We start from the raw sequence: 22,554 nt of genomic DNA on the forward strand, positions 1-22,554 counted from the left end.
TTTTCCCTCACTTTAATTCTTGTAAATAGCTAATACTTCGCCTTCATTAACAGTATCACCTATTTTAATACAAAGCTCTAAAATAATTCCATCTTTTGGGGCATTAACCTCAATCTCCATCTTCATTGCTTCTAAAACCATGATAGCTTGACCTGATTTTACTTCCTCGCCTTCGTTAACATAAATTTTAAAGACATTACCTGAAATACCTGCTAAAATTTCATTTTCAGCATCGACAGAACTTGTTGAATTTGAAGAAATAATATTTTTATTTTCTTCTACTTTTTTTACACTCTTAACATTAACATCTTTATCAAAACCATAACTCACTTCCACATGATATTTATTACCATTTACAGCTACAGTAAATTTGTTTTCATCTACACTCATAGGCTTTGGCATGCTAGCTAATTTGCGTATATTTACCTTTGCCTCTCCTTTTAAAAATGCTATACCTTTTTCTTTACAAGCTGCTGCAATAAATATATTTTCTTCACTCGTTTCTATACCCTCTTTTTCAAGCAAGGTTTTAGTATAAGCTATGCTTTTACTCTCATCTTTATCGGCTATATTAATAGCAAGCTCTGTAGTGGGTTCTAAATTAAGTTGTTTTGAAGCAAGTTCAACAATGTTTGCATCGGGTGTAACTGGAGTTTTTCCAAAATAACCAAGCACCATTTTTCCATAACCTTCTGCGATTTTTTTCCAAGGCCCAAACATAACATTATTAAATGCTTGTTGAAAATAAAATTGAGAAACTGGAGTAACCGAAGTACCAAATCCACCTTTTTCCACAACTTCTCTCATAGCATGAATGACCTGTGGAAATTTATCTAAAATATTATTATCCCTCATCATTTGTGTATTTGCTGTTAAAGCTCCTCCTGGCATAGGAGAAAAAGGAATAAGTGGATTTACCATAGTAGCTTCAGGTGGTAAAAAATACTCTTTTAAACAATCTTTTAAAACTTCTTCGTATCTTAAAATTTTTTCTTCTTCAAGTCCACCTAAATCATAATCTTTGCCTTTTAAAGCATGCATCATGGTTAAAATATCAGGCTGAGAAGTTCCACCACTTACAGGAGCTGCAGCCAAATCAATACCATCAACCCCTGCTTCAAGCGCTGCAAGATAGCAAGCTATACTCACCCCTGCGGTTTCATGCGTATGAAGTCTAATATGTGTATCTTGAGGTAAAATTTTTCTAGCCATTTTAATGGTTTTATAAATTTTATTTGGATTAGAAGTTCCACTTGCATCTTTGAAACAAATACTATGAAAAGGAATTTCTGCTGTTAAAATTTCTTTTAAAATTTTTTCATAAAAAGGCACATCATGAGCACCTTTGCAATTTGACGGTAAATCCATTAAAGTAATAGTAATTTCATGCTTTAACCCATGTTTTACTATACATTCACCACTAAATTTTAAATTATTTACATCATTAAGGGCATCAAAATTTCTTATCGTTGTAGTACCGTGTTTTGCAAAAAGTTTTGCATGCAAATCAATAAGTTCACTATTTCCAGTATCTAAAGTAACGGTATTGACTCCTCTTGCTAAAGTTTGAAGATTAGCATCTTTTCCTACAATAGCCCTAAATCTATCCATCATGGTAAAAGCATCTTCATTAAGATAAAAATACAAGCTTTGAAATCTAGCACCACCACCAAATTCAAAATGAGTAATACCCGCTTCTTTTGCTGCTTCTACTGCAGGAAAAAAATCATCCATTAAAACCCTAGCTCCATAAACAGACTGAAAACCGTCCCTAAAGCTTGTATCCATTACATCGATGAATTTTTTAGCCATTATTTTTCCTTAAAAAAATATTTTTTCATTATTATACAAAAATTTGATAACACATTACCAAAATTATTGCTATAGGCGATATAAAACGAATAAAAAACAACCAAATTAAGAAAATTTTTCGACTTATAAATTTAGAAAAAATTTTATAAATTTGTTTTTTATTCATAAAAAAACCTACAAATATAGAGCATACTATAGCACCAAGTGGAAGTAAAAAATTTGAAGTTAATTTATCTAATAAAGTAAAAAAATCTTTGCCAAAAAAACTAAACATAGAAAAAAAATTTAAATTTAATGACAAGATACAACAAATTCCAAAAACAAAAACAAATAAACCTATTAAAAATAGAGCTTTAACACGAGAAATTTGATAGTTATTAATCATATAAAAAGTTAAAGGCTCTATCATTGAAATAGCTGAAGTAATACCAGCAAAAAAAAGTGCTAAGAAAAAACAAAATGCAAAAATATAGCCTAAAGCTCCAAGTTGATTAAACAAACTCATCAAGGATACAAAAACAATTCCTGCTCCTTGAGTATGCGGATCGGCTCCAAATTCAAAGATAAAAGTAAAAACAATAAGTCCCATAATAAAAGAAATCAATAAATTAATCAAAACAATATACACTGAACTTTTTATAAAATTTGTTTTTTTATCCAAGGCCGATGAATATGTAACTATACAACCTATTCCCAAGCATAAGGTAAAAAATGCAAGCCCTAAAGCTTCGGCAATAGAGCTGAATTTAAAATGTGAAAAATCGGGATAAAATAAATAAGAAAAAGCATTTGCAAAACCTTGCTTAAATCCCATGCAATAAAACAACATAAAAACAAGCATTAAAAATAAGCTAGGCATTATAACAACGTTTAATTTTTCAATCCCTTTGATTAAACCTTTAGATACTATCAATAAAGTAAGAAAAAAAGATAAAGTGAAGAAAAAAACAGAACTTGTCAAATTTGTAGTAATTACATTCTGAAAATTACTTGCTGCTTCATCTAAAGTTTTAGGAAGATAATAAAGACTCACTACAGTATATTTTAAAACCCATCCCATGATAACTAGATAAAAAGAGAGGATAAAAATACCACCTAACATAAAAACGCCGCCATATCGCCATCTATTGCCATATTTTATGGCAAGATTTGAATAAGCATTTGCAAGATCACTTTTACTTAAACGTCCCATAGCCACTTCAGCCAAAAAAATACTAAATCCTATAGTTAAAGTAAAAAACAAATATAAAAGCACAAAAACAAAACCACCATTTTCTGCGCTTAAAGTTGGAAATTTCCAAGCATTACCTAAACCAACGGCTCCACCAGCAACAGCCAATACAAAACCGATTTTTGAAAAATATGTTCTCATTATTTTTCAAACTCACTTTAAAAAAGCGGCTATCATAACTATAACAACAGCCAAAGGGGAAATAAATCTCAAAAACACATACCAAAGTTCAAAAAATATACCCCTCATATAAGGTTTAAATAAAATTTTTAAAGCTTCTTTTTTCATCACAAATCCCACAAAAATAGCTGCCAAAATTCCACCTAAAGGCATAATAACCTTGCTTGAAACACTATCAAGCAAATCAAAAAAACTCATTCCAAAAAATCCAAACTGAGTACTTTTTAAAGAAGATAAAATACACAACATTCCTAAAATATAAACAACAATTCCTATTAAAATCAAAGCTTTTTTACGGCTCATACCAAAAGTATTAATAAGGTAAAAAGTGAAAGGCTCTATCATTGAAACAGCTGAAGTAATACCAGCAAAGATTAAAGAAATAAAAAACGCTGCTCCAAAAATACAACCAATCACTCCAATTTTTTCAAATAAAGTAGCTAAGGAAATAAAAACAAGTCCTGGTCCTTGCTGATTAGGATTGTAACCAAATTCAAAGATAAAAGTAAAAACAACCAAACCCATTAATAAACCAACTAAAAGATTGATAAAAATAATATTTAAAGTACTGGTAATAAAATTAGTTTTATCAGGCAGACTAGCAGAATAAGTAATAATCGTTCCAACGCCCAAAGAAAGACTAAAAAAAGCAAGTCCTAAGGCTTCAAGAACGTTTGAAGTGTTGATTTTGGAAAAATCAGGTACAAAAAGAAATTTAACCGCCATTATAAAACCATCTTTGCTAATAGCATAAACAAGCATCAAAATAAGTAAAATAAACAATGAAGGCATCATCCAAACATTTAACTTTTCAATCCCATTCTTAACACCTTTAGAAACAATATAAAAAACACATAAAAAAACCAAAGTAAAACAAATAAACTGACTTAAAAAATCCTCACTTATAAAAAATCCAAACTGTGCTTTACTTACTTCTAGATCCATAGGCAAATTTCCAGTGATACTTAAAAACACATATTTAACTATCCAGCCAATCACCAAGGTATAAAAAGAAACTATTAAAATCGCCCCCACCATAGCAAAACCAACATAAGACCAAGCTTTTTTATTTGAAGGTGCTAACTTTTCATAGGCATTAACCGGATCTTTTTCACTAATTTTTCCTATGCTAAGCTCAGCTAAAAATATCACAAAACCTACACCTAAAGTAAGAATTATATAAAGCAAGATAAAAGCAGATCCACCACTTTGACCTACTAGTGTTGGAAATTTCCAAGCATTACCCAAGCCCACCGCTGAACCTGCTACCGCTAAAATGAAACCTATTTTTGAAAATTTAGAACTCAATGTTGCAACCTTAACTTAAAAATTATTTTAAAATATTATTAAAGCAAAAAAACTTTTAAGCTTTATTGAAAACAATCAAATTTAAATCAAAAATGTGAATTTTTGTAAATTTCAATAAAAATAAAGATACTTTTGGTTATAATTCGAATTTATTTTTAAGTCTTAAGTAGGGATACGCAAGCCGAACTGATTTAAAAATTGAAAAAAATTTTTTTATAGAAAGGTTAAGATAATGAAAAAAGTTCTTTTTTTATTATTAGCATGTACAGCAGTAGCTTTTGCAGCTGAAACTAATGCTCCAGTAGAGCAAGAAGCTATTAATGTATGGATTAAAGCATTTTCAGTTCTTGCAGCAGGCTTAGGTCTTGGTGTTGCAGCACTTGGTGGTGCTATCGGTATGGGTAATACTGCAGCGGCAACAATTGCAGGAACAGCTAGAAACCCTGGTCTTGGGCCAAAATTAATGACAACTATGTTTATCGCTTTAGCGATGATTGAAGCACAAGTTATCTATGCTCTTGTTATCGCGCTAATAGCACTTTACGCAAATCCTTTTATAGTTTTACAATAAAACTTATCAAAGCCCTTTTTGGGCTTTTTTCTATGCGGTTATGGTGGAATTGGTAGACACGCCATCTTGAGGGGGTGGTGCGCTCCGCGTGTGCGAGTTCAAATCTCGCTAACCGCACCATTATTTAAAATTATAATCATTCAACTTAAAATACTAACTATTCAAAATCAAATTTCAACTTACAATTTCTTAAAGTTACAAAAAATAAAAAATATTGGTTTTTTTAAAAAACTTAAAAAATATTAAGATTTTTTTTAAGTATAAAGAATATAATTCTATCCGTTTTCAAAAACCATCCCTTAAAAAGGATTATTCAATGTTTGTTTTTATACCATTATTTACAATTTTTATTTTACTTGCAGGCGGATATTTTGCCAAAAGAATTGGCGTTTTAAAGCAAAAACAAGCTAGGACTTTTTTAGATTTTGCTATTATTTTTGCTTTACCTTGTTTGATTTTCGATAAAGCATATCATTTAAATTTTGATTTTTCATTGATTATTTTTATTTTTATTGGATTGTTTAGCTGTATACTAGCAGCTTTTTTTGCTATTCTTATTGGAAAAGTTTTTCATTTTTCTAAAGTAACTTTAGTCAGTATGTTTTTGCTTTCTTGTTTTGGAAATACTATATTTGTGGGTATGCCTATTGTTGCTGGTATATTTAATGACCCACAATTTAGCGCTGAAGTTATATTTTACGATGCTTTAGCCACAACTTTACCTATATCACTTTTTGGACCTTTTATACTTTCTTTGGGAAATGGAGAAAAAGTCAGTTTGCTTGCTAATGTTAAAAAAATTCTTAGTTTTCCACCTTTTTTAGCTTTGCTTTTTGGTTTTTTGTGTAAATTGATTACTTTACCTGAATTTATTTTCTCTCCTATTCGTTTATTTGGTGCCTCTGCAACCCCTGTTGCACTTTTTGCTATAGGTTTAGGACTTGGCTTTATGGCGATTAAAACCTCTTACAAACCTACAATAGTTGTCATCTTTGCTAAAATGATTTTAGCTCCTTTATTTTTTGTATTTTGTTTAAAATTATTTAATTTGGAATTAAAAGATTCTACCATCGTTGCTATTATAGAAAGTGCAGCTCCTACTATGACTTTAGCAGGAGCTATGGTAATGAAAGCTAAACTAGATAGTAATTTAGCCGTAAGTGCTGTAGCCTTTGGAGTTCTTTTTGCTTTTGTTTCTATGCCAATTTTAATTTGGACTTTGTTATAAGCTCAAATTATATGGCTAAATTTTTAGCTAATTCTTTAACTTTTTTAAGATCAACTTTTCCTGAACCTAGGAGGGGAATTTTTTCTATTTGAAAATAATATCTAGGTTTAAAAAGTGTAGGTATATTAGAATTTTTTATAGCCTCACATACTCCTTCAAAAATTTCATTATTGCATTCTATGAGTAAAACAATTTGTTCCCCTTTTTTCTCATCTTCTAAAGATGTGGCACAAAATTTAACCACTTCAGTGTCTATAAATTTGGCAATTTCTTCTTCTATTGCACCCAAAGAAATCATCTCTCCGCCAATTTTTGCAAAGCGAGAATAACGATCGACAATATATAAAAAACCATCTTCATCCAAATGTCCCTTATCTCCCGTGTTGTACCATCTTATGCCATCAATTTCTTTAACCACTTCATCGGTTTTTTCTTTGTCATTAAGATAGCCTACCATAACTTGATGACCGCCTATAAGTATGAGTCCATCTTCATTTGCTTTTAAATTTTCATAATTATTTGGATTAACAATACGTACCGCAGTTCCAGGTAGAGGCATTCCTACGCTTCCTTCTTTATTGGCACGATGTATAAGCCAATAATCCACATCAAAATGATTTGGCAAATTTACACTCGCCACAGGCGTGGTTTCCGTAGCCCCGTAACCTTCAAAAATGCTTTTTTTAAACTTCATTTCAAAAGTAGTTCTTACTTCATTTTTTAGTTTTTCAGCGCCCGATACAACTATTCTTAAACTTTCAAACATTAAAGCATCAAGCTTTTTATTTCTTGCATAAATTCCTAAAAAGGTTGAAGTTCCACACATAATAGTGACATTATTTTTAGCAACAGCTTTGGCAACCCCTAAGGCATCGGTTGGATCTGAAAAAGTGATGCTTTTAATACCTTCAAGCAAAGGCAAAAATGTAGTTACGGTAAGTCCAAAAGCATGAAAAGGTGGTAAAGATGAGAGAATGACATCATTATTTCTTGTGCAAAGCACATCAGAAATTTGTGCTATATTGCTTAAAATATTACGGTTATTGAGCATAACACCTTTTGGAGAACCTTCACTTCCACTACTAAATAAAATAACTGCGATGGCAAGATTGTTTTTTGAAGGAGTGAAGATGCTTTTGAGTATAAAACTAGGTATAATACTAACTGCTAGCATCATGCTAAAAATTTTAGTTTTTTGCATTTTAAAATCTTCTACAATATCTTCAAAATAAATTAAATGTATATTTGTATCGAAATTTAGGTTTATACCTTTATTTGCTAATTTTTCTAAAAAAGTTTTAGAAGTATAAATTTGTGAAATTTGCGCATTTTTTATAGCTGCTTTTAGAGCTTTTTCTCCAGCAGTGAAATTAAGATTTACTGCAATTTTTTCTGCGATTAAAACAGATAGATTGGTTAAAGAACTTGCAAAAGAAGCAGGTAGTAAAATTCCTATAGCTTCCTCTTTAGGAGCGTAACTTCCACGCTGAGGGTTAATGTTTAATTCTTTGGATTTTCTTTTAATAAAAAAATTAAGAAATAAACTAAGAGTCAACATTTTTCTATAAGAAATATCTCCAGCTAGTGTATCGATAATAGCTATTTGATTTAGATTTTTTTTAGCTGTATCTATCCAAGCTCTTGCTATAGTATGCATAGCTTCGCATTGTGATTTCCAAGCCATAAAAGAAAGTTCAAAAACTTTAGCTTTAACTTCATCTTTTTTAGAATGCAAAGGCATAGCTTTACCAAAAGCTATAGCAATTTTTCTTTTATTTAAAGTGCGGTTTCTTGCTGAAAATTCTTCATCACTTCTTGAAAAAGCGCTACCCCAAAGCCCTCTTATATAAAAAGGAATAATTTTTCCATCATCTTCACTTAAACATTCACAAGCTAATTCAAATCCTGCTTTAAATTCATTTAATTGCCCATGTCGCGAAAGTGTACCTTCAGGAAATAAGCAAACTAAATTACCTTCTTTAATATGCTTTGCTATCAGTTCTAAACTCGTCTTACTTCCTGTACTTGATACAGGAATAATACCAAATTTATCAAGAAAAATTTTAATATACCATTTAGAATAAATACTTCTTTCCATAACAAAATAAATTTTTCTTGGAATTGCCATTTGTACAACAGCCCAATCAATAAAAGAAATATGATTACCCAAAAGTAAAGCTCCACCTTTTTCTGGTATATTTTCAAAACCTTCCACAAGTAAACGGTATCGTTGTAAAAAAGCTATGCTTAAAAGTATACGCACTAAAGAAAAGGGGAGTTTTAAAAGTATGTAAAAACTTCCTATAAAGGTTACCAAAGCAATAAAATAAAACAAATAAATCACATTGATTTCAAATTTTACAAATAAAGTTGCCAAGAGCAAAAATCCCAACATGGCAATATTTTGAAAAAAATTATTTCCTGCAAGAATTTGTCCTAATTCATTTTCTTTAGCATGAAATTGGATTAAAGTATTTAAAGGAATGATAAAAAGGGCTCCGCAAAATCCAAAAAAGAAAAATAAAAAACTATAACTTAATAAACTTATAAAATAAGGCATTAAAAAAGCCATTAAAAACATACCCAATGCACCAAGTGGAATAAATCCAAGTTCTATATAATTTTTTGAAAATTTACCAGCTACTAAAGAGCCTAAAATCACTCCTATACCAGAAAAAGCGAGTGAAATTTGCACATAAAAAGTATTTTCTATGAAAAGTTCATTTTTAGCAAAGACAGGAAAGCTGACAAGATAAAGTTGAGATATAGCCCAAAAAAATGAAATTCCAATTATGCAAAGCCAAATAGTTTTATTTTTAAAAACAAGCTTAAGATTATTTATTAGAAGTTTTCCACGAATATAGTCTTTTTTATTAAAAACTAAATCTTTATTTGTTTGTTTGAGCTTAGGTAAACGCCACGCAAAAAATACTTCGATACAAGAAAATAAAATTAGCACAATTCCTAAAGGCGCTACTTCTTTTAAAATTTCATCTGTTTGATTATACATAGAACTATAAAGACTTTCAAAGCTTAAAGAAAATAAAGCCATTCCCGCTAAGATTGCCACAATGCTTACCGCATTAATTACACCATTACCCATAGCAAGAAAGTCTTTTCCCACGAGTTCTTTAATAAAACCGTATTTACTTGGTGAATAAATCGCTGCTTGTGCTCCCATTATAAAAGTAAAAATAAAAGCCATCCAAAAAGCACCGCTATAGTAACAAATGCAAATTATTAAAGTGAGTATAACATTGAAAATTGCTGAAATTTTCATTACAATATTTTTTGGATATTTATCCGCTAAAAAACCCGAAGGAGAAAGCATAAGAATAAAAGGAAGTAAAATCAAAGCATTAACTATAGCATTTAAAAATAACTGCTCACTTCCTTCATAGGCCTTATAAATAGTATTTTGAATAATAATTTTATGTCCCAAATCCACGAAAGCATTGATGAATGCTATAAGTAAAAAAGGAATTAATCCGTAAATTTTCAAAAAAGATTTTTTTTGCATTATTTAAACCTCGTCAATTAGCGCTTATTTTACAAAAGAATTTATCAGTTTTTAGGAAAATTATCTATATTATCTTTTAAAATAATTCCATCGATTTTTAATTTATAAAATTTTTTAAAATTCTCTAATTTATCAACAATCATTAAAACCCTACTATCAAAAACATAAAATTCTGCAACCTTACTAGCAAATTTTGCAAGTTTTTTATCATTACAAAGCAAAAACTTAGCTCCTAAAGCATTGGCTAAAAATATCTCATCTTTATTTTGAACTAAAATAGCAAATTCAAAATCATTTTGACTTAAATAAGAAATCAATTTTTCATTATAAACAATACAATAAACTTTATTATCTTTAACTTCTTCAACACTTTCAATAAAAGAAAAATCTAAATTTTTTAATAATTTATGTCCAATAATAAGCATTTTTTTTCCTTAGCTCTATTTTTTATTATTTTGTAAATTATACTTATAAAATTGTTACCAAGCAAGATGGCGCAGCGGACGGGGCTCGAACCCGCGACCTCCGCCGTGACAGGGCGGCATTCTAACCAGCTGAACTACCGCTGCATCCAAAGTAAAGAAGTAGAGATTATAAAACCTATTTATGATTTTATAAAATGGTGGTCACTATAAGACTCGAACTTATGACATCCACCTTGTAAGGGTGGCGCTCTACCAACTGAGCTAAGCGACCTATGATTGGCGACCCCTAGAGGATTTGAACCTCTGTTTCCACACAGAGAGAGTGTTGTCCTGGGCCACTAGACGAAAGGGTCATAACCCTAACAATAAAAATGGTGTCCCGTGTTGGATTCGAACCAACGGCCCCCTCCTTAAAAGGGAGATGCTCTACCGGCTGAGCTAACGAGACAATATGGCGCAGCGGACGGGGCTCGAACCCGCGACCTCCGCCGTGACAGGGCGGCATTCTAACCAGCTGAACTACCGCTGCATCCAAAGTAAAGAAGTAGAGATTATAAAACCTATTTATGATTTTATAAAATGGTGGTCACTATAAGACTCGAACTTATGACATCCACCTTGTAAGGGTGGCGCTCTACCAACTGAGCTAAGCGACCTTTATAATGGTGTCCCGTGTTGGATTCGAACCAACGGCCCCCTCCTTAAAAGGGAGATGCTCTACCGGCTGAGCTAACGAGACATTTTCTGAAATAAAAATGTGATTATGCCAAAATTAGCTCTATTTGTCAAGCTTTTTTAAATCATTTTTGGCATTTTCTCTCCAAATAACGAGAAAATATACTTATAGGTAAAGTCAAAACAAGATATGTAATAGCCAAAATTACATAAGCTTCAAGAGTAGCAAAAGTATAAGAATTTATCTCTTGCGCACTTTGGGTTAATTCATTTACAGCAATAACGCTTAATAAGGAACTATCTTTAATTAAATTTGCAAATTGTCCACTCAGCGGTGCTAAAATATTTTTTAAAGCTTGGGGAAAAATTACATACGCAAAAACCTGCATCTCTTTTAACCCTAAAGCCCTAGCGCTCTCAAGCTGAGATATAGAAATACTTAAAATTCCAGCTCTAAATATTTCAGCTAAGTAAGCAGCAGAAAAACATGATAAAATAATAACTCCAGCCACATATCGATTATCAAGTCCTAAATTATTTGCAATGATATAATATATCAATAATACCTGCACTAGTAAAGGGGTTCCTCTGACAAGCTCTATGTAAAATGTAGATAAAAATCTTAAAAAAACAATCGAACTTAAAGAAAAAGCACAAAAAACTCCACCCAAAATTATACTCAACAATAAAGAAAAAAAACTGATTATTAAAGTATTTAAAAAACCTTGAAGAAATTTTTCTTTATAGGTTGCAATTGCGCTAAAATCAAAATGATAAGCACTTATACTAAAACTACAATAACAAAACAATATTAAAAATAAAATCAAAAGAATTAAATTAGTGATTATTTTTGACTTTGATAGAGGTTTTAAAGGTTTAAAATTCTTATTTTTTTGAGTAAACAAAGACAATAAAAATCTCCAAAATTACAATTTATTCATTTCTTAAAGTATCTAAAATATTAATTTGAGTTGCTTTTTTTGCAGGATAAAAAGATGATAAAGCTATGATTATTAAAGCACCCACAATGGTTAAAGAAAAATCCATTAAAGACAAATCAAGTGGTAATTTACTGGTTCCATAAACATCAACAGGTAAAGTTACAATATCAAAATTTCCCAAAAGCCATAAAGCAAAAAATGCAAGTACCACACCCACTATCATACCACCACCACCAATAAGCATACCTAAGGCAAAAAAACTCTTTTTTACCTCATTTTTGCTTGCACCTAGAGCAAGTAAAAGTGCTATTTCACTGCGACGATTCATTACTATCATCAATAAAGAACTTACTATATTTAAACTTGCAACCAAAATAATAAGCATCAACACTATAAAAAGCGCTCTTTTTTCAAGTTCTAAGGCTGAAAAAAAATTTTTATTTTGCTCCCACCAACCCACCACAGCATAATCATCTTTTAAATAAGATTTAATTTTTTCAACATCCTTAAAAGCATTATTGCTATATACATGAATTCCATCATAATTTGGATTTTTAGGTATTCCAAGTACTTTTTTCAATGCATCAACATCTGTGTACATATAAGCTTTATCATAAAATGCAAGCCCTGAAGTAAAACGCGCTTTAACATCAAAACGTTTAGTTTGCGGTACTAAAGAAAATCCACTAGGATTAAGATTTGAAAAAATAAGTGAAAGTTTGTCATTTTTATGCAAACCAAATTCATCAGTAAGTGCTGATCCTACAAGTATATCAAAACCACTTAAATTCTCATCCTTTAAAGCTTTAGCAACCACTTCGTTTATTTTTTTTTCATCATTAAAATTAACGCCAAAAAGCACACCACCTTCAAAACGATTATCTCCCTTTACAACAACTTGAGTGCTTAAATAAGGGCTAAATAACAAATTTGGAAATGTTTTTCTTAACTCATCTATAAATTCATCATTTACAGGAGCATAGAATTTAGGCAAAATAGTAATAGGATAATTCATCACAAAAAAGCGTTTTTCAAATTCTTTATCAAAACCATTCATAATTGCCATAGCTACAAGCAAAACGCAAAGTCCTACACAAACTCCTAAAAAGGCCAAAAGCATAGAAAGATTGATAAAGGGTTGCTCTTTATCAAATCTTAAATACTTAAAAAGTAAATATTTTAAAACGCTTTTATTCAAGCTAAAATTCCTTGCTTAGGACCACTTTTTCCATGGCATTCTTTAAATTTTTTTCCACTTCCGCAAGGACAAGGAGTATTGCGTGGAACTTTTTTAAATTCAGCTTCGCCAAGATTATCTTCGCTTGCGCCCATTTCTACTGAGCTTTGAAGTAGCTTTTCATTTTCTTCATTGGCTTTATTTTCTAAATTTTGCGCCTCTTCTTGATTAAATTGCACGCTAAAAAGTAGTTTAATACTATCAAATTTAATACGATTGACCAACTCCAAGAAAAGATTATAACTTTCTTTCTTATATTCCACAAGAGGATCTTTTTGATTGTATCCACGAAGTCCTATTCCTGTTTTTAAAATATCCATTTGATACAAATGCTCTCTCCAAGCATTATCCAAAACTTGCAAATATAAAATACGCTCTATATTACGCAATTCTTTAATCTCAAGTCTTAACATCTTTTCATTATAAGAATTTTCAAGAATTTGACTTAGCTTGTCTTGCATTTCAATGACGCTTAAATTCTCAAAATCTTTTTCACTAATCTGAGTTGAACATTCATACAAAATTTTTGCTTTCAAATTTTCAAAATTTACATTAGAACCGCTTTCGTCAAGCATATAATCATTCATTACATTTGCGCTATATTCAGCGATATTTTGAGAAATTTTAGCTCTAATATCATAGTTTTCATCTAAAAGCTCATTACGATAACGATAAATAGTTTTTCTTTGTTCATTTGCTACATCATCGTATTCTAACAAATGCTTTCTGCTTTCAAAATGCAAGCTTTCAACTTTTTTTTGCGCATTTTCAACCGCTCTTGTAACGATTCTTGATTCTATGCTTTCGCCCTCTTCTATGCCCAAGCGATCCATAATACTTTTAATACGATCCCCACCAAAAATTCTTAAAAGATTATCTTCTAAACTTAGATAAAAACGACTTATTCCAGGATCACCCTGCCTTCCTGCACGACCACGAAGTTGATTATCAATACGGCGGCTTTCATGTCTTTCTGTACCGATGATATAAAGCCCACCCAAAGCCCTAATCTCATCATCGATTTTTATATCCACACCACGACCTGCCATATTTGTAGCGATAGTTACAGCACCTTTTTTACCTGCATCTTGGATAATCAAAGCTTCTTGCTCGTGATTTTTAGCATTTAAAACATGATGAGGGATTTTCTCTTTTACAAGCATATTGTGAAAAACTTCACTGCGCTCTATACTTGCGGTTCCTACAAGTACAGGCTGACCTTTAGCATTGGCTTTTTTAATCTCTTCAATTACAGCTTTGAATTTTTCATTTTGAGTTTTATAGATAAGATCATCTTTATCTTGTCTTTTAATAGGAATATTTGTCGGTATAGAAATAACATCTAAACTATAAATTTGAGAAAATTCAGTCGCTTCTGTTTGTGCAGTTCCTGTCATACCTGCAAGTTTATTGTACATTCTAAAATAATTTTGAAAAGTAATATCTGCTAGAGTTTGGCTTTCTTCTTGAATTTTTACATTTTCTTTAGCTTCTAAAGCTTGATGCAATCCTTCGCTAAAACGACGTCCTTCGCTTAAACGCCCTGTAAATTCGTCAACGATGATAACTTCATTATTTCTTAAAACATAATGCACATCTTTTTCAAAAAGATTATGTGCTTTTAAGGCTTGATCAAGCTGATGAGCTAAGATAGCATTATCAAGACTGTATAAATTTTCTACGCCAAAAAGTTTTTCAGCCTTAGCAATACCTGCTTCTGTAATTAAAATATTACGATTTTTCTCATCTACTACAAAATCACCCTCAGGTTTTGCAGGGGGTAAAACTGCTTCACCTTTTTGCATTTGTTTAGCTACTTCATTGGCTTTAATATAACCATCTAAAGTACGATTTGTAGGACCACTGATGATAAGCGGAGTTCTTGCCTCATCAATTAAAATACTATCTACTTCATCTACGATAACAAAATTATGCTCTCTTTGAACTTTTTCAGCTTTTGAAAATTTCATATTATCACGCAAATAATCAAAACCAAACTCATTATTGGTTCCATAAGTAATATCACAATCATAAGCTTGCTTGTGTTCTATATCACTATTTTGAGAAGAAAGCACCACGCCAACACTAAAACCTAAAAAATTATAAATCGCACTCATTTGCTCAGCATCTCTTTTGGCTAGATAATCATTTACTGTAACGACATGTACGCCTTTGCCACTCATGGCATTTAAAACAACAGGTAAGGTTGCTACAAGAGTTTTACCTTCTCCTGTTTTCATTTCTGCGATTTTTCCATCGTGCAAAACCATACCACCGATTAACTGCACATCAAAATGACGCATATTTAAAGTTCTCTTACCTGTCTCTCTGACTATAGCAAAAACATCATTTAAAACATCATTTTCGTTTTTTTCTCCGCTTAAAATTTGCTCTTTAAATTTTGCAAATTCGGCTTTTAATTCATCATCGCTTAAATTTTGATAGTTGCCTTCTAAAGCATTGATTTGTGCTACACGCTTGAAATATTTCTTAACTTCACGATCATTTTTTGTGCCAAACACGGCTTTTAAAGTATTTAAAAACATTTTTAAACCTTTATAAATTTTTCAAACTATCATTATAACGATTATTTAATTAAAATTAGCTAGAATGACATAAAAAATATATTTTTTTAAGGAAAATAAATGAAAAAAACATTCTTGATATTTTTTATTTTTATAGGACAACTTTTTGCCCTTGATCTTAATTTTAATACCTTTTCAAGCAATTTTACCCAAATAGTGAAATCCAAAAACTCTACACTTTCTTATTCTGGGCATTTTATACTGAGCAAAGATCAAGCATATTGGAGTTATGATACTCCTAGTAAAAAAGAGATTTATATCAACAAAAATCAAGTAACCATAGTAGAGCACGATCTAGAACAAGTCATTTTCTCTCATCTTGATAACATTCCAAATCTTAATGAAATTTTCAAAAAAGCAAGTCTTATAGATAAGGATAAACTTGCAGCAAAATATGATAATATAAACTATACAATTAAGCTTAATCAAGAGCAAATTCAAAGCATATCCTATAAAGATGAATTTGAAAATGATGTTATAATCAATCTAAACAATCAAATTAAAAATCCAAAAATCAACTCCGATATTTTCAAGGCAAAAATTCCGCAAAATTATGATATAGTTCGCTAATTTTGCGTTGAATTTTCATCAAGCTTTATATCATAGCCTGTTTGTGGCAAATGATAAGGCTTGCTTGCGTTATTTTCTTTGAATATTTGTGGAGGATTGGCGATTAAATCTCTTTTAATTTTTTCTTCTATATCTGGAGTCATTTTAGGTGTATTTAAATTATCTATATTGATTTCTCCATTGTCATTTTTATTTTCTTCATCTGGATCTTTGAAAAGCTGTTCAACTTGCTTGACTTCTAAATTTGGAACACTAGGAGTTGGGATCTTTTCAACACTAGGAACTTGAGTTTTAGGAACTTCTAAGTTTTCAAGTGCTTTTTTTACCTCGCTACCCATACCCTTCTCTTTAGCCTCAGTACTTTCTAAAAAGCGTTTAAACTCCTCTAAATCAAATTTTTCCACTCCGCTTAAAGATATGATATATATATCATCTAATTCAATCTTATACTTCTTATCTAAAAATTTTTCTAAAGTTTTTTTGAAATTATTTTTTCCAATTTCTGTAAAAATATCTTCGTAAAAAAACCCTGAAATTACTGTATTTACAGCATCAATTAACTTATTTTCATTTTCTTTTAAATTATTCCCATCAAATTCCAAAGAAATTTCGACTTTTTTAAGAACATTTGTCCCACTTTTAGAATACAAATCTGTTCTTATTTTATCTATTTCAAGATTTTGAGCATTTAAACTCAAAACCAAAAAAACACTTAAAAATATTTTTTTCATTTAATGCCTTTAAATGATTTGTTCTTGTATTTCGAGATCTAAAAAATTATGTTTTTTATAAAATTCAATCACATTAGAATCTATTTTTAAAATATTAGCAAAATAAAATCCAAAATTTATCTTTTTTGTAGAATAAATTTTTAAAGTATTTGGGTTTGTAGCGCGAGAAAGAGCGACATAAAGCTGTCCATTTTCAAAAATATGATCAATATCACACACTAATTTTTCAATACTCATACCTTGTGATTTGTGTATAGTAATAGCATAAGCTAATTTAATAGGAAATTGTGTAACACTTGCGAGAATATTAACAACAAAATCTTTACCTGATTGCTCAAGTTCTTCCATGAAAAAAGTATAAGGTTCAAGTAAAATTTTCATCCCATTATTTTTAATAATGCTAATATAAATTTTCTCCTCTTCATAAAGAATATCTTCTATAATACCTTGCTCTCCATTATAATAATTCTTATCCCAATTATTTACGCAAAAAATAATACGAGCGCCTATTTTAATATTTAATTCTTCCAATATATTTAAGCTTCTAATCCAAGAATCAAGCTCTTCATCTTTTATTCTCTTATCTTCTTTTTTAACCTGAGCCTTAAAGCATACAAGCGGGGTCTCAAGTTTGCTTAATTTTTCTTGATTGATATTGTTTACTTTTTTATTGATACCACAAAGTAAAGTATAATCATCTTCTAAATTTTCTAATTCTTTATAATCAATTCGCAAAGATTCAAAAAAGCTTAAAATTTTTTCATCTAAAAAACCTTGTCTAATCAAAGATAAATGGTTATAAAATTCCATATTTTGCGTTCTTTTAGGTTGAGAAAGTTTAATATTCTTAAAATTTAAATCTTGCCAAAAAAATGAAGAAAAAGCATAATAAGAATGGTTAAATAAAGTTTCTTTTTTTTCTTTAATTACTGGAGGCAGTTGAAAAAAATCTCCAACAACTAAAATTTTTCCATTAAATTGAGAATTTTTAAGTCTAAAGCCTATCATTTCAAAAACATTTGCGCTAACCATGGAAATTTCATCGATAATAATAAGCTCAATCGTTTTTAAAAGCTCTTTAAGTTTTGTTAATTTTTCTTTTTGTTTTTGATTGCGATCCAATGCGCTTAATTTCATCATATCATCACAATACCCTAAACAAAAAAAGCTGTGTAAAGTAACACCGCCTATATTAAACGCCGATAGAGCACTAGAACCAAGAGCTATGGCTAATTTTTTTTGTTTTCTATAAGATTTGATAAGCTCATTTGTCAAAAAGCTTTTACCAACTCCAGCGCCACCACTTAAAAAAACATTATCATAAGCTAAAATTTTTTCTAGTTTATCAAGCATTATATTTCCTTAGCTTTAATTATAACTATTTTTTCTAAAAGGTTGATTATGAAATCTTGTTTATATTTTACTTTTATAGTGCTATTTTTAACAGCTTGTTCAACAAAAAATTTAACTTCGCTTCATCATGAAAATTTAGAACAAAAAAATGAAAATCAACATTATGCAAAACTTGAATACGAACAAAATGTAAGCATTTTACCACAATTTACTTACAATATTAATTTTGATGCAAAACGATATAAAAAATATTTCTTTAACCCTTGGCATGATTCATTTAAAAACTACAAAGGACAAAATATTTTTTGGTCCTTTCCTTTATATTTAAATTCAAAAAATACTTATTATTTTTTCAATAAACAAATTATTCCGCTTTCATGGTTTAAAAATGCTATAAATAACGCAAATATCCAAGAATTTGGCAAACTTAATCAAAAAGCTTTGATTATCCAAAATACAATCATTAAAAATCTTCCAACCCAAAGAGCTATCTTAAAAAATCCTTTTTTTGAAAATGAAGGAATTCCTTTTGACTATGCAAGCGATGGCATTTTAAATACTGGAGCCCCTGTCTTAATTTCACATTTTAGTAAAGATAAGCGTTATGCTTTTGTTTTAGGTGAAGCTGGATTTGGATTTGTTGAAAGTAAAAATTTGGAATTTTTCTCAAACGATAGAGCGAAAATCTATGAAAATCTCAACTTTATCACACCACTAAAAGAAAAATTTGCTATCTATAGCGAGGATGGTAAATTTTTCTTTGAAAGTAGAATTGGTGCTATCTATCCTTACTACAAAGAAGATAAAAACTATTTTTATGGAAAAATAGGTTCTAAAAAATATAAAATTTCTAAAAAAGATGTATCTAAATTTCCTTTACAATTCAATGATAAAAATTTAAAAAATCAACTTTCACAAGTTTTAAATTTGCCTTATGGCTGGGGCGGTTATAATTTTGAAAGAGATTGTTCTTTACTAACTCGTGATATCTTTTCAGCTTTTGGACTTTATCTACCAAGAAATTCAGCTGCACAAAAAAATTCTTTTAATCATTTTGATATAAGCACTCTTAGCAATTCTCAAAAAAAAGATTTTTTAAACCGCTTTGGGAAAGCTTATCTTAGTTTACTTTATTTACCTGGACATATTATGCTTTATGCAGGACAAATTACAGATAATAATATTGCCATACATAATATATGGGGCTTAAGAAAAGATGCAACCCAAAGACTTCTCATAAGTTCTAGCGTCATCACTTCTTTAGAAATAGGAAAAAATGAAATTTTAGAAGATAATTTGCTTTTATCAAGACTTAAAGAAATAAGTTTTATAAATTTAAACGAACAAGAAAAAGAGCAAATAAAAAGCTATCTTGAAAATATACAAAACAAATAAGATTTATTGATTTAATCAATAAATCTTTTAGTTAAATCTGCAAAATATTCTATGCGTCTATCTCGCAAAAAAGGCCACCAACGACGCACATTTTCACTTCTTTTTTTATCTATTTCTATGATTTTTACACATTCGTTTTGAGAATCTAAAAGACAAAGTTCTTCACCTTGAGGGCCAAAAACAAAAGAATTTCCCCAAAATCTAATGCCCTCTTCTACCCCGCTTACATCTTTTTCAAAACCTACCCTATTGATAGCTACTACATATAAACCATTAGCTATAGCATGTCCTTTTTGTACGCCAAGCCAAGCATTGAGCTGTCTTTGTTTTTCTTCATCTTTATCCTTATTAAACCAACCAATTGCCGTGGGATAAATAAGAATCTCAGCTCCTTTTAAAGCCATAATTCTTGCTGCTTCAGGATACCACTGATCCCAACAAATAAGCACTCCAAGCTTACCTAAACTTGTATTTATAGGTTCAAAACCCAAATCTCCAGGAGTAAAATAAAATTTTTCATAAAAACAAGGATCATCGGGTATGTGCATTTTGCGATATTTGCCTGCTATAGAACCATCTTTTTCAAAAACCACTGCAGTATTATGATAAAGTCCGGCACTTCGTTTTTCAAACAATGAAGCAATAAGCACTATTTGATTTTTTCTAGCTATATTTGCCCAAAATTTCACATCTTTTTCATAATCATTAGCATAGTCAAAAAAATCCACATTTTCACTTTGACAAAAATACTCACTTTGATGAAGTTCTCCTAAGCAAACAAGCTCAGCTCCTTGTTTAGAGGCTTCTTCTATAAATTCGCAAGTTTTTTTTATAGTTTGTTCTTTATTTAAATGAAATTTTTGTTGTATTAAAGCGATTTTCATTGTCTTTGCCTTTCTTGTTCTGCATCATCATAAGGATCTAAATGAATTTGTATATCCCATTTTTCATTTTCAAACATCTTACGCACACCTTCTTCTATTTCATCTGAAATTTTATGCGCATTTAAAAGCGAAATTATAGGGCAAAAAACCAAATGCACGCTTAAATAATTACAACTTGGAGTTTTACGCGTCTTTAATTCATGATAGGAAATTATTTCAGGATTATTAGAAATCAAAGTACAAATTTTATCCACTTGTTCCTTAGGTAAAGCCTCATCCATTAAAAAAGCTAAAGCTTTTTTAATGATTTTAAAAGCAGAAAATGCCGTATAAAGACTGATCACTATCCCAAAAATAGCATCAATAATATGTAAATTTGTAAAATAAATCAAAACCAAAGCCCCTAAAGTACAAGCATTGGTTAAGCAATCTGTTTTGTAATGCAAAGCATCACTTTCTATAATCAAACTTTTGGTTTTTTTAGCTACATAATTTAAAAAAAGTACAAGAAAAAAAGTCATAATTAAAGCAAAAATCATCACATAGATGCTTGAATTTAAATCTTTAATTTCTTCTTTATAATAAATCTTTAAAATACTCTCATAAAAAATAAAAATCCCCACGCCAACTATAAAAACACCTTCTAACAAACCCATTAAAGCTTCAATTTTAGAAAAACCAAAATTATAATTTTCATTCGCCTTTTGTGAGCTTTTTTTAAGAGCCAAAAAATTAAAAGCAGAAATAGCAAAATCCATTAAAGAATCAATCGCACTTGAAAGTACTGCAACAGAACCACTTGTTAAGCCTACTATAAATTTAACCAAGGCTAAAACAATGGCACATAAACTTGCTACAAGAGTTGCTTTTTTTTGCAAACTCATCTTAAACCTTTGAAACGATTTTGACAAGAACAATGCAAAGAACCGTTTTGTCGTAAAAACACTCTTGCATCTACTCCTATAATTTTATGACTAGGTAAAGCTTTAGAAAGTCTTTTAGCTATGATTTCATCATTTTTATCCTTATAAAAAGGCACAATTAAAGCATTATTTATAAAAACAAAATTCGCATAAGTTGCGCCCAATCTTCTTCCTTCATAGTATAAAGGCTTAGGTATAGGAAGTTCTACTAAATCAAAGCCTGTTTTTTTAAGCTCTTCTTTCATTTTTTGCAAAGGCAAATAATGCTCATCCTCTTCATCTTCACAAATACAATGTGCTATGGTATTTTTATCTATAAATCTTGCTAAGGTATCGATATGATGATCCGTATCATCACCTTTTATGAAACCATTTTCTAGCCAAATAATTTGTTTTAAACCAAAAATTTCTTTTAATTTTATATCAATTTGGGTTTTGTTTAGATGAGAATTTCTATTTTCATTTAAAAGACAATGAGAGCTTGTAAGCATCACACCCTCTCCATTAAAGTCAATACTTCCTCCTTCTAAAATAAAATCAACCTTTTTAAGCTCCTCTTTAAATTTTTCTTTAAAAAGCTTAGAATTTACAGCATTATCAAGCTCACTTTGAAATTTATTTCCCCAAGCGTTAAAAGTAAAATCAAGAGCTTTTAAACGACCATTTTCTACTATATCTATAGCTCCAAAATCGCGTATCCAAGTATCATTGGTATCACATTTAAAATACTCTACATTTTTTATATCTTTAAAATTTTCAAAATCACTCTGTTTAGGAGCTATAAGTAAAACTTTTTGAAATTCACTTACCACTTTTACAAATTCTTTATAACTTTGCAAAATTTCCTCTAAGTAGGGATTCCAATCGCTTTTTTCATGGGGTAAAGAAAGCATGAGGTATTCTTGCTCACTCCATTCAGGAATTGATTTTATCATTTAACTACCTTTTTTGATAATAAAATTATAATTGTATCATTTTTTAGACT

The 22,554-nt window shown here is 30.1% G+C and carries 17 protein-coding genes and 8 tRNA genes; 5 read left to right on the forward strand and 20 right to left on the reverse strand.

Translation table 11 applies throughout. The annotated features are described in order from the left end of the window. Nucleotides 1-12: 12 nt before the first annotated feature. The 3 genes from FBF15_RS07775 to FBF15_RS07785 are packed head-to-tail and all read right to left on the reverse strand — an operon-like array spanning nucleotide 13 to nucleotide 4,531. Nucleotides 13-1,812, reverse strand: coding sequence for a biotin/lipoyl-containing protein (locus tag FBF15_RS07775; RefSeq protein ID WP_002859573.1), 1,800 nt, complete (start codon nucleotides 1,810-1,812; stop codon nucleotides 13-15). A gap of 31 nt (nucleotides 1,813-1,843) precedes the next feature. Further along, on the reverse strand, nucleotides 1,844-3,184 hold the full coding sequence (locus tag FBF15_RS07780) for a sodium-dependent transporter (protein ID WP_011049815.1): 1,341 nt from the start codon (nucleotides 3,182-3,184) through the stop codon (nucleotides 1,844-1,846). Nucleotides 3,185-3,196: 12 nt separating this feature from the next. After that, on the reverse strand, nucleotides 3,197-4,531 hold the full coding sequence (locus FBF15_RS07785) for a sodium-dependent transporter (RefSeq protein ID WP_052803944.1): 1,335 nt from the start codon (nucleotides 4,529-4,531) through the stop codon (nucleotides 3,197-3,199). Between the two features lie 232 nt (nucleotides 4,532-4,763). On the opposite strand from FBF15_RS07785, the gene FBF15_RS07790 reads away from it, so the two are divergent. The 3 genes from FBF15_RS07790 (at nucleotide 4,764) to FBF15_RS07800 (ending at nucleotide 6,330) form a co-directional block, all read left to right on the forward strand. After that, on the forward strand, nucleotides 4,764-5,102 hold the full coding sequence (locus tag FBF15_RS07790) for a F0F1 ATP synthase subunit C (protein ID WP_002853292.1): 339 nt from the start codon (nucleotides 4,764-4,766) through the stop codon (nucleotides 5,100-5,102). 34 nt (nucleotides 5,103-5,136) lie between these two features. Further along, a tRNA-Leu gene (locus FBF15_RS07795) sits at nucleotides 5,137-5,222 on the forward strand. 196 nt (nucleotides 5,223-5,418) lie between these two features. After that, nucleotides 5,419-6,330, forward strand: a complete 912-nt coding sequence (locus FBF15_RS07800; protein ID WP_002890662.1) for an AEC family transporter — start codon at nucleotides 5,419-5,421, stop codon at nucleotides 6,328-6,330. Between the two features lie 7 nt (nucleotides 6,331-6,337). Here FBF15_RS07800 and FBF15_RS07805 read toward each other — a convergent pair whose 3' ends face one another. The 12 genes from FBF15_RS07805 to secA form a co-directional block, all read right to left on the reverse strand. Further along, nucleotides 6,338-9,850, reverse strand: a complete 3,513-nt coding sequence (locus FBF15_RS07805; protein ID WP_002913444.1) for an acyl-[ACP]--phospholipid O-acyltransferase — start codon at nucleotides 9,848-9,850, stop codon at nucleotides 6,338-6,340. A gap of 44 nt (nucleotides 9,851-9,894) precedes the next feature. After that, a complete protein-coding gene (locus tag FBF15_RS07810; RefSeq protein WP_032582761.1) occupies nucleotides 9,895-10,275 on the reverse strand; it encodes a hypothetical protein in 381 nt (126 codons plus the stop codon). A gap of 67 nt (nucleotides 10,276-10,342) precedes the next feature. After that, nucleotides 10,343-10,419: transfer RNA gene (locus FBF15_RS07815), tRNA-Asp, on the reverse strand. Nucleotides 10,420-10,470: 51 nt separating this feature from the next. Beyond that, nucleotides 10,471-10,546, reverse strand: a tRNA-Val gene (locus tag FBF15_RS07820). A gap of 6 nt (nucleotides 10,547-10,552) precedes the next feature. Next, nucleotides 10,553-10,628: transfer RNA gene (locus tag FBF15_RS07825), tRNA-Arg, on the reverse strand. A gap of 19 nt (nucleotides 10,629-10,647) precedes the next feature. Further along, nucleotides 10,648-10,723, reverse strand: a tRNA-Lys gene (locus FBF15_RS07830). A 4-nt stretch (nucleotides 10,724-10,727) separates the two neighbouring features. After that, nucleotides 10,728-10,804: transfer RNA gene (locus tag FBF15_RS07835), tRNA-Asp, on the reverse strand. Nucleotides 10,805-10,855: 51 nt separating this feature from the next. After that, nucleotides 10,856-10,931, reverse strand: a tRNA-Val gene (locus FBF15_RS07840). Nucleotides 10,932-10,938: 7 nt separating this feature from the next. Then, nucleotides 10,939-11,014: transfer RNA gene (locus FBF15_RS07845), tRNA-Lys, on the reverse strand. A gap of 61 nt (nucleotides 11,015-11,075) precedes the next feature. Next, complete coding sequence (locus FBF15_RS07850) at nucleotides 11,076-11,861, reverse strand: amino acid ABC transporter permease (protein ID WP_002853310.1); 786 nt, start codon at nucleotides 11,859-11,861, stop codon at nucleotides 11,076-11,078. A 22-nt stretch (nucleotides 11,862-11,883) separates the two neighbouring features. Further along, entirely contained in the window at nucleotides 11,884-13,089 is a 1,206-nt protein-coding gene (locus FBF15_RS07855; RefSeq protein WP_002894188.1) for an ABC transporter permease, read from the reverse strand. Continuing rightward, nucleotides 13,086-15,674: a preprotein translocase subunit SecA gene (gene secA, locus FBF15_RS07860; protein ID WP_052803943.1), complete on the reverse strand. Its 2,589-nt coding sequence runs from the start codon at nucleotides 15,672-15,674 to the stop codon at nucleotides 13,086-13,088. Before secA ends, FBF15_RS07855 begins: the two co-directional genes overlap by 4 nt. Nucleotides 15,675-15,773: 99 nt before the next feature. On the opposite strand from secA, the gene lolA reads away from it, so the two are divergent. Continuing rightward, nucleotides 15,774-16,283: a LolA-like outer membrane lipoprotein chaperone gene (gene lolA / locus FBF15_RS07865; RefSeq protein WP_002894186.1), complete on the forward strand. Its 510-nt coding sequence runs from the start codon at nucleotides 15,774-15,776 to the stop codon at nucleotides 16,281-16,283. Here the strand turns inward: lolA and FBF15_RS07870 are convergent. Together FBF15_RS07870 and pif1 are read right to left on the reverse strand one after the other, a co-directional pair. Then, on the reverse strand, nucleotides 16,280-17,014 hold the full coding sequence (locus FBF15_RS07870) for a hypothetical protein (protein WP_002888359.1): 735 nt from the start codon (nucleotides 17,012-17,014) through the stop codon (nucleotides 16,280-16,282). The two genes, lolA and FBF15_RS07870, sit on opposite strands and share 4 nt — an antisense overlap. Before the next feature lie 9 nt (nucleotides 17,015-17,023). Continuing rightward, entirely contained in the window at nucleotides 17,024-18,367 is a 1,344-nt protein-coding gene (pif1, locus tag FBF15_RS07875; RefSeq protein WP_002867436.1) for an ATP-dependent DNA helicase Pif1, read from the reverse strand. A gap of 48 nt (nucleotides 18,368-18,415) precedes the next feature. Between pif1 and FBF15_RS07880 the strand changes: the two genes are divergently transcribed. Further along, nucleotides 18,416-19,762 carry an SH3 domain-containing C40 family peptidase gene (locus tag FBF15_RS07880; RefSeq protein WP_052773681.1) on the forward strand — a complete coding sequence of 449 codons (1,347 nt, stop codon included), beginning with the start codon at nucleotides 18,416-18,418 and terminating at the stop codon, nucleotides 19,760-19,762. 11 nt (nucleotides 19,763-19,773) lie between these two features. Here the strand turns inward: FBF15_RS07880 and FBF15_RS07885 are convergent, their stop codons facing one another. From FBF15_RS07885 to FBF15_RS07895, 3 genes are read right to left on the reverse strand one after another with little or no spacing between them, the layout of a single operon-like run. Continuing rightward, nucleotides 19,774-20,646: an N-carbamoylputrescine amidohydrolase gene (locus FBF15_RS07885; RefSeq protein WP_002928034.1), complete on the reverse strand. Its 873-nt coding sequence runs from the start codon at nucleotides 20,644-20,646 to the stop codon at nucleotides 19,774-19,776. Further along, the gene (locus tag FBF15_RS07890) at nucleotides 20,643-21,530 is read right to left on the reverse strand and encodes a cation diffusion facilitator family transporter (protein WP_002853697.1); all 888 of its coding nucleotides are present in this window, start codon (nucleotides 21,528-21,530) and stop codon (nucleotides 20,643-20,645) included. The genes FBF15_RS07885 and FBF15_RS07890 overlap by 4 nt, the downstream gene beginning before the upstream one ends. Continuing rightward, nucleotides 21,527-22,504, reverse strand: coding sequence for an agmatine deiminase family protein (locus FBF15_RS07895; RefSeq protein WP_038817023.1), 978 nt, complete (start codon nucleotides 22,502-22,504; stop codon nucleotides 21,527-21,529). The genes FBF15_RS07890 and FBF15_RS07895 overlap by 4 nt, the downstream gene beginning before the upstream one ends. Nucleotides 22,505-22,554 lie beyond the last annotated feature (50 nt).

Source organism: Campylobacter sp. CFSAN093233, from assembly GCF_011068165.1.
GTDB classification, from domain to species: Bacteria; Campylobacterota; Campylobacteria; order Campylobacterales; family Campylobacteraceae; genus Campylobacter_D; species Campylobacter_D jejuni.

What these genes read in the sequence shown, in the direction of transcription:
- FBF15_RS07775 (WP_002859573.1), bottom strand. Translation starts at nt 1,812, where the DNA reads ATGGCTAAAAAATTCATCGATGTAATGGATACAAGCTTTAGGGACGGT.
- FBF15_RS07780 (WP_011049815.1), bottom strand. Translation starts at nt 3,184, where the DNA reads ATGAGAACATATTTTTCAAAAATCGGTTTTGTATTGGCTGTTGCTGGT.
- FBF15_RS07790 (WP_002853292.1), top strand. Translation starts at nt 4,764, where the DNA reads ATGAAAAAAGTTCTTTTTTTATTATTAGCATGTACAGCAGTAGCTTTT.
- FBF15_RS07800 (WP_002890662.1), top strand. Translation starts at nt 5,419, where the DNA reads ATGTTTGTTTTTATACCATTATTTACAATTTTTATTTTACTTGCAGGC.
- FBF15_RS07805 (WP_002913444.1), bottom strand. Translation starts at nt 9,850, where the DNA reads ATGCAAAAAAAATCTTTTTTGAAAATTTACGGATTAATTCCTTTTTTA.
- FBF15_RS07810 (WP_032582761.1), bottom strand. Translation starts at nt 10,275, where the DNA reads ATGCTTATTATTGGACATAAATTATTAAAAAATTTAGATTTTTCTTTT.
- secA (WP_052803943.1), bottom strand. Translation starts at nt 15,674, where the DNA reads ATGTTTTTAAATACTTTAAAAGCCGTGTTTGGCACAAAAAATGATCGT.
- lolA (WP_002894186.1), top strand. Translation starts at nt 15,774, where the DNA reads ATGAAAAAAACATTCTTGATATTTTTTATTTTTATAGGACAACTTTTT.
- FBF15_RS07870 (WP_002888359.1), bottom strand. Translation starts at nt 17,014, where the DNA reads ATGAAAAAAATATTTTTAAGTGTTTTTTTGGTTTTGAGTTTAAATGCT.
- pif1 (WP_002867436.1), bottom strand. Translation starts at nt 18,367, where the DNA reads ATGCTTGATAAACTAGAAAAAATTTTAGCTTATGATAATGTTTTTTTA.
- FBF15_RS07880 (WP_052773681.1), top strand. Translation starts at nt 18,416, where the DNA reads ATGAAATCTTGTTTATATTTTACTTTTATAGTGCTATTTTTAACAGCT.
- FBF15_RS07885 (WP_002928034.1), bottom strand. Translation starts at nt 20,646, where the DNA reads ATGAAAATCGCTTTAATACAACAAAAATTTCATTTAAATAAAGAACAA.
- FBF15_RS07890 (WP_002853697.1), bottom strand. Translation starts at nt 21,530, where the DNA reads ATGAGTTTGCAAAAAAAAGCAACTCTTGTAGCAAGTTTATGTGCCATT.
- FBF15_RS07895 (WP_038817023.1), bottom strand. Translation starts at nt 22,504, where the DNA reads ATGATAAAATCAATTCCTGAATGGAGTGAGCAAGAATACCTCATGCTT.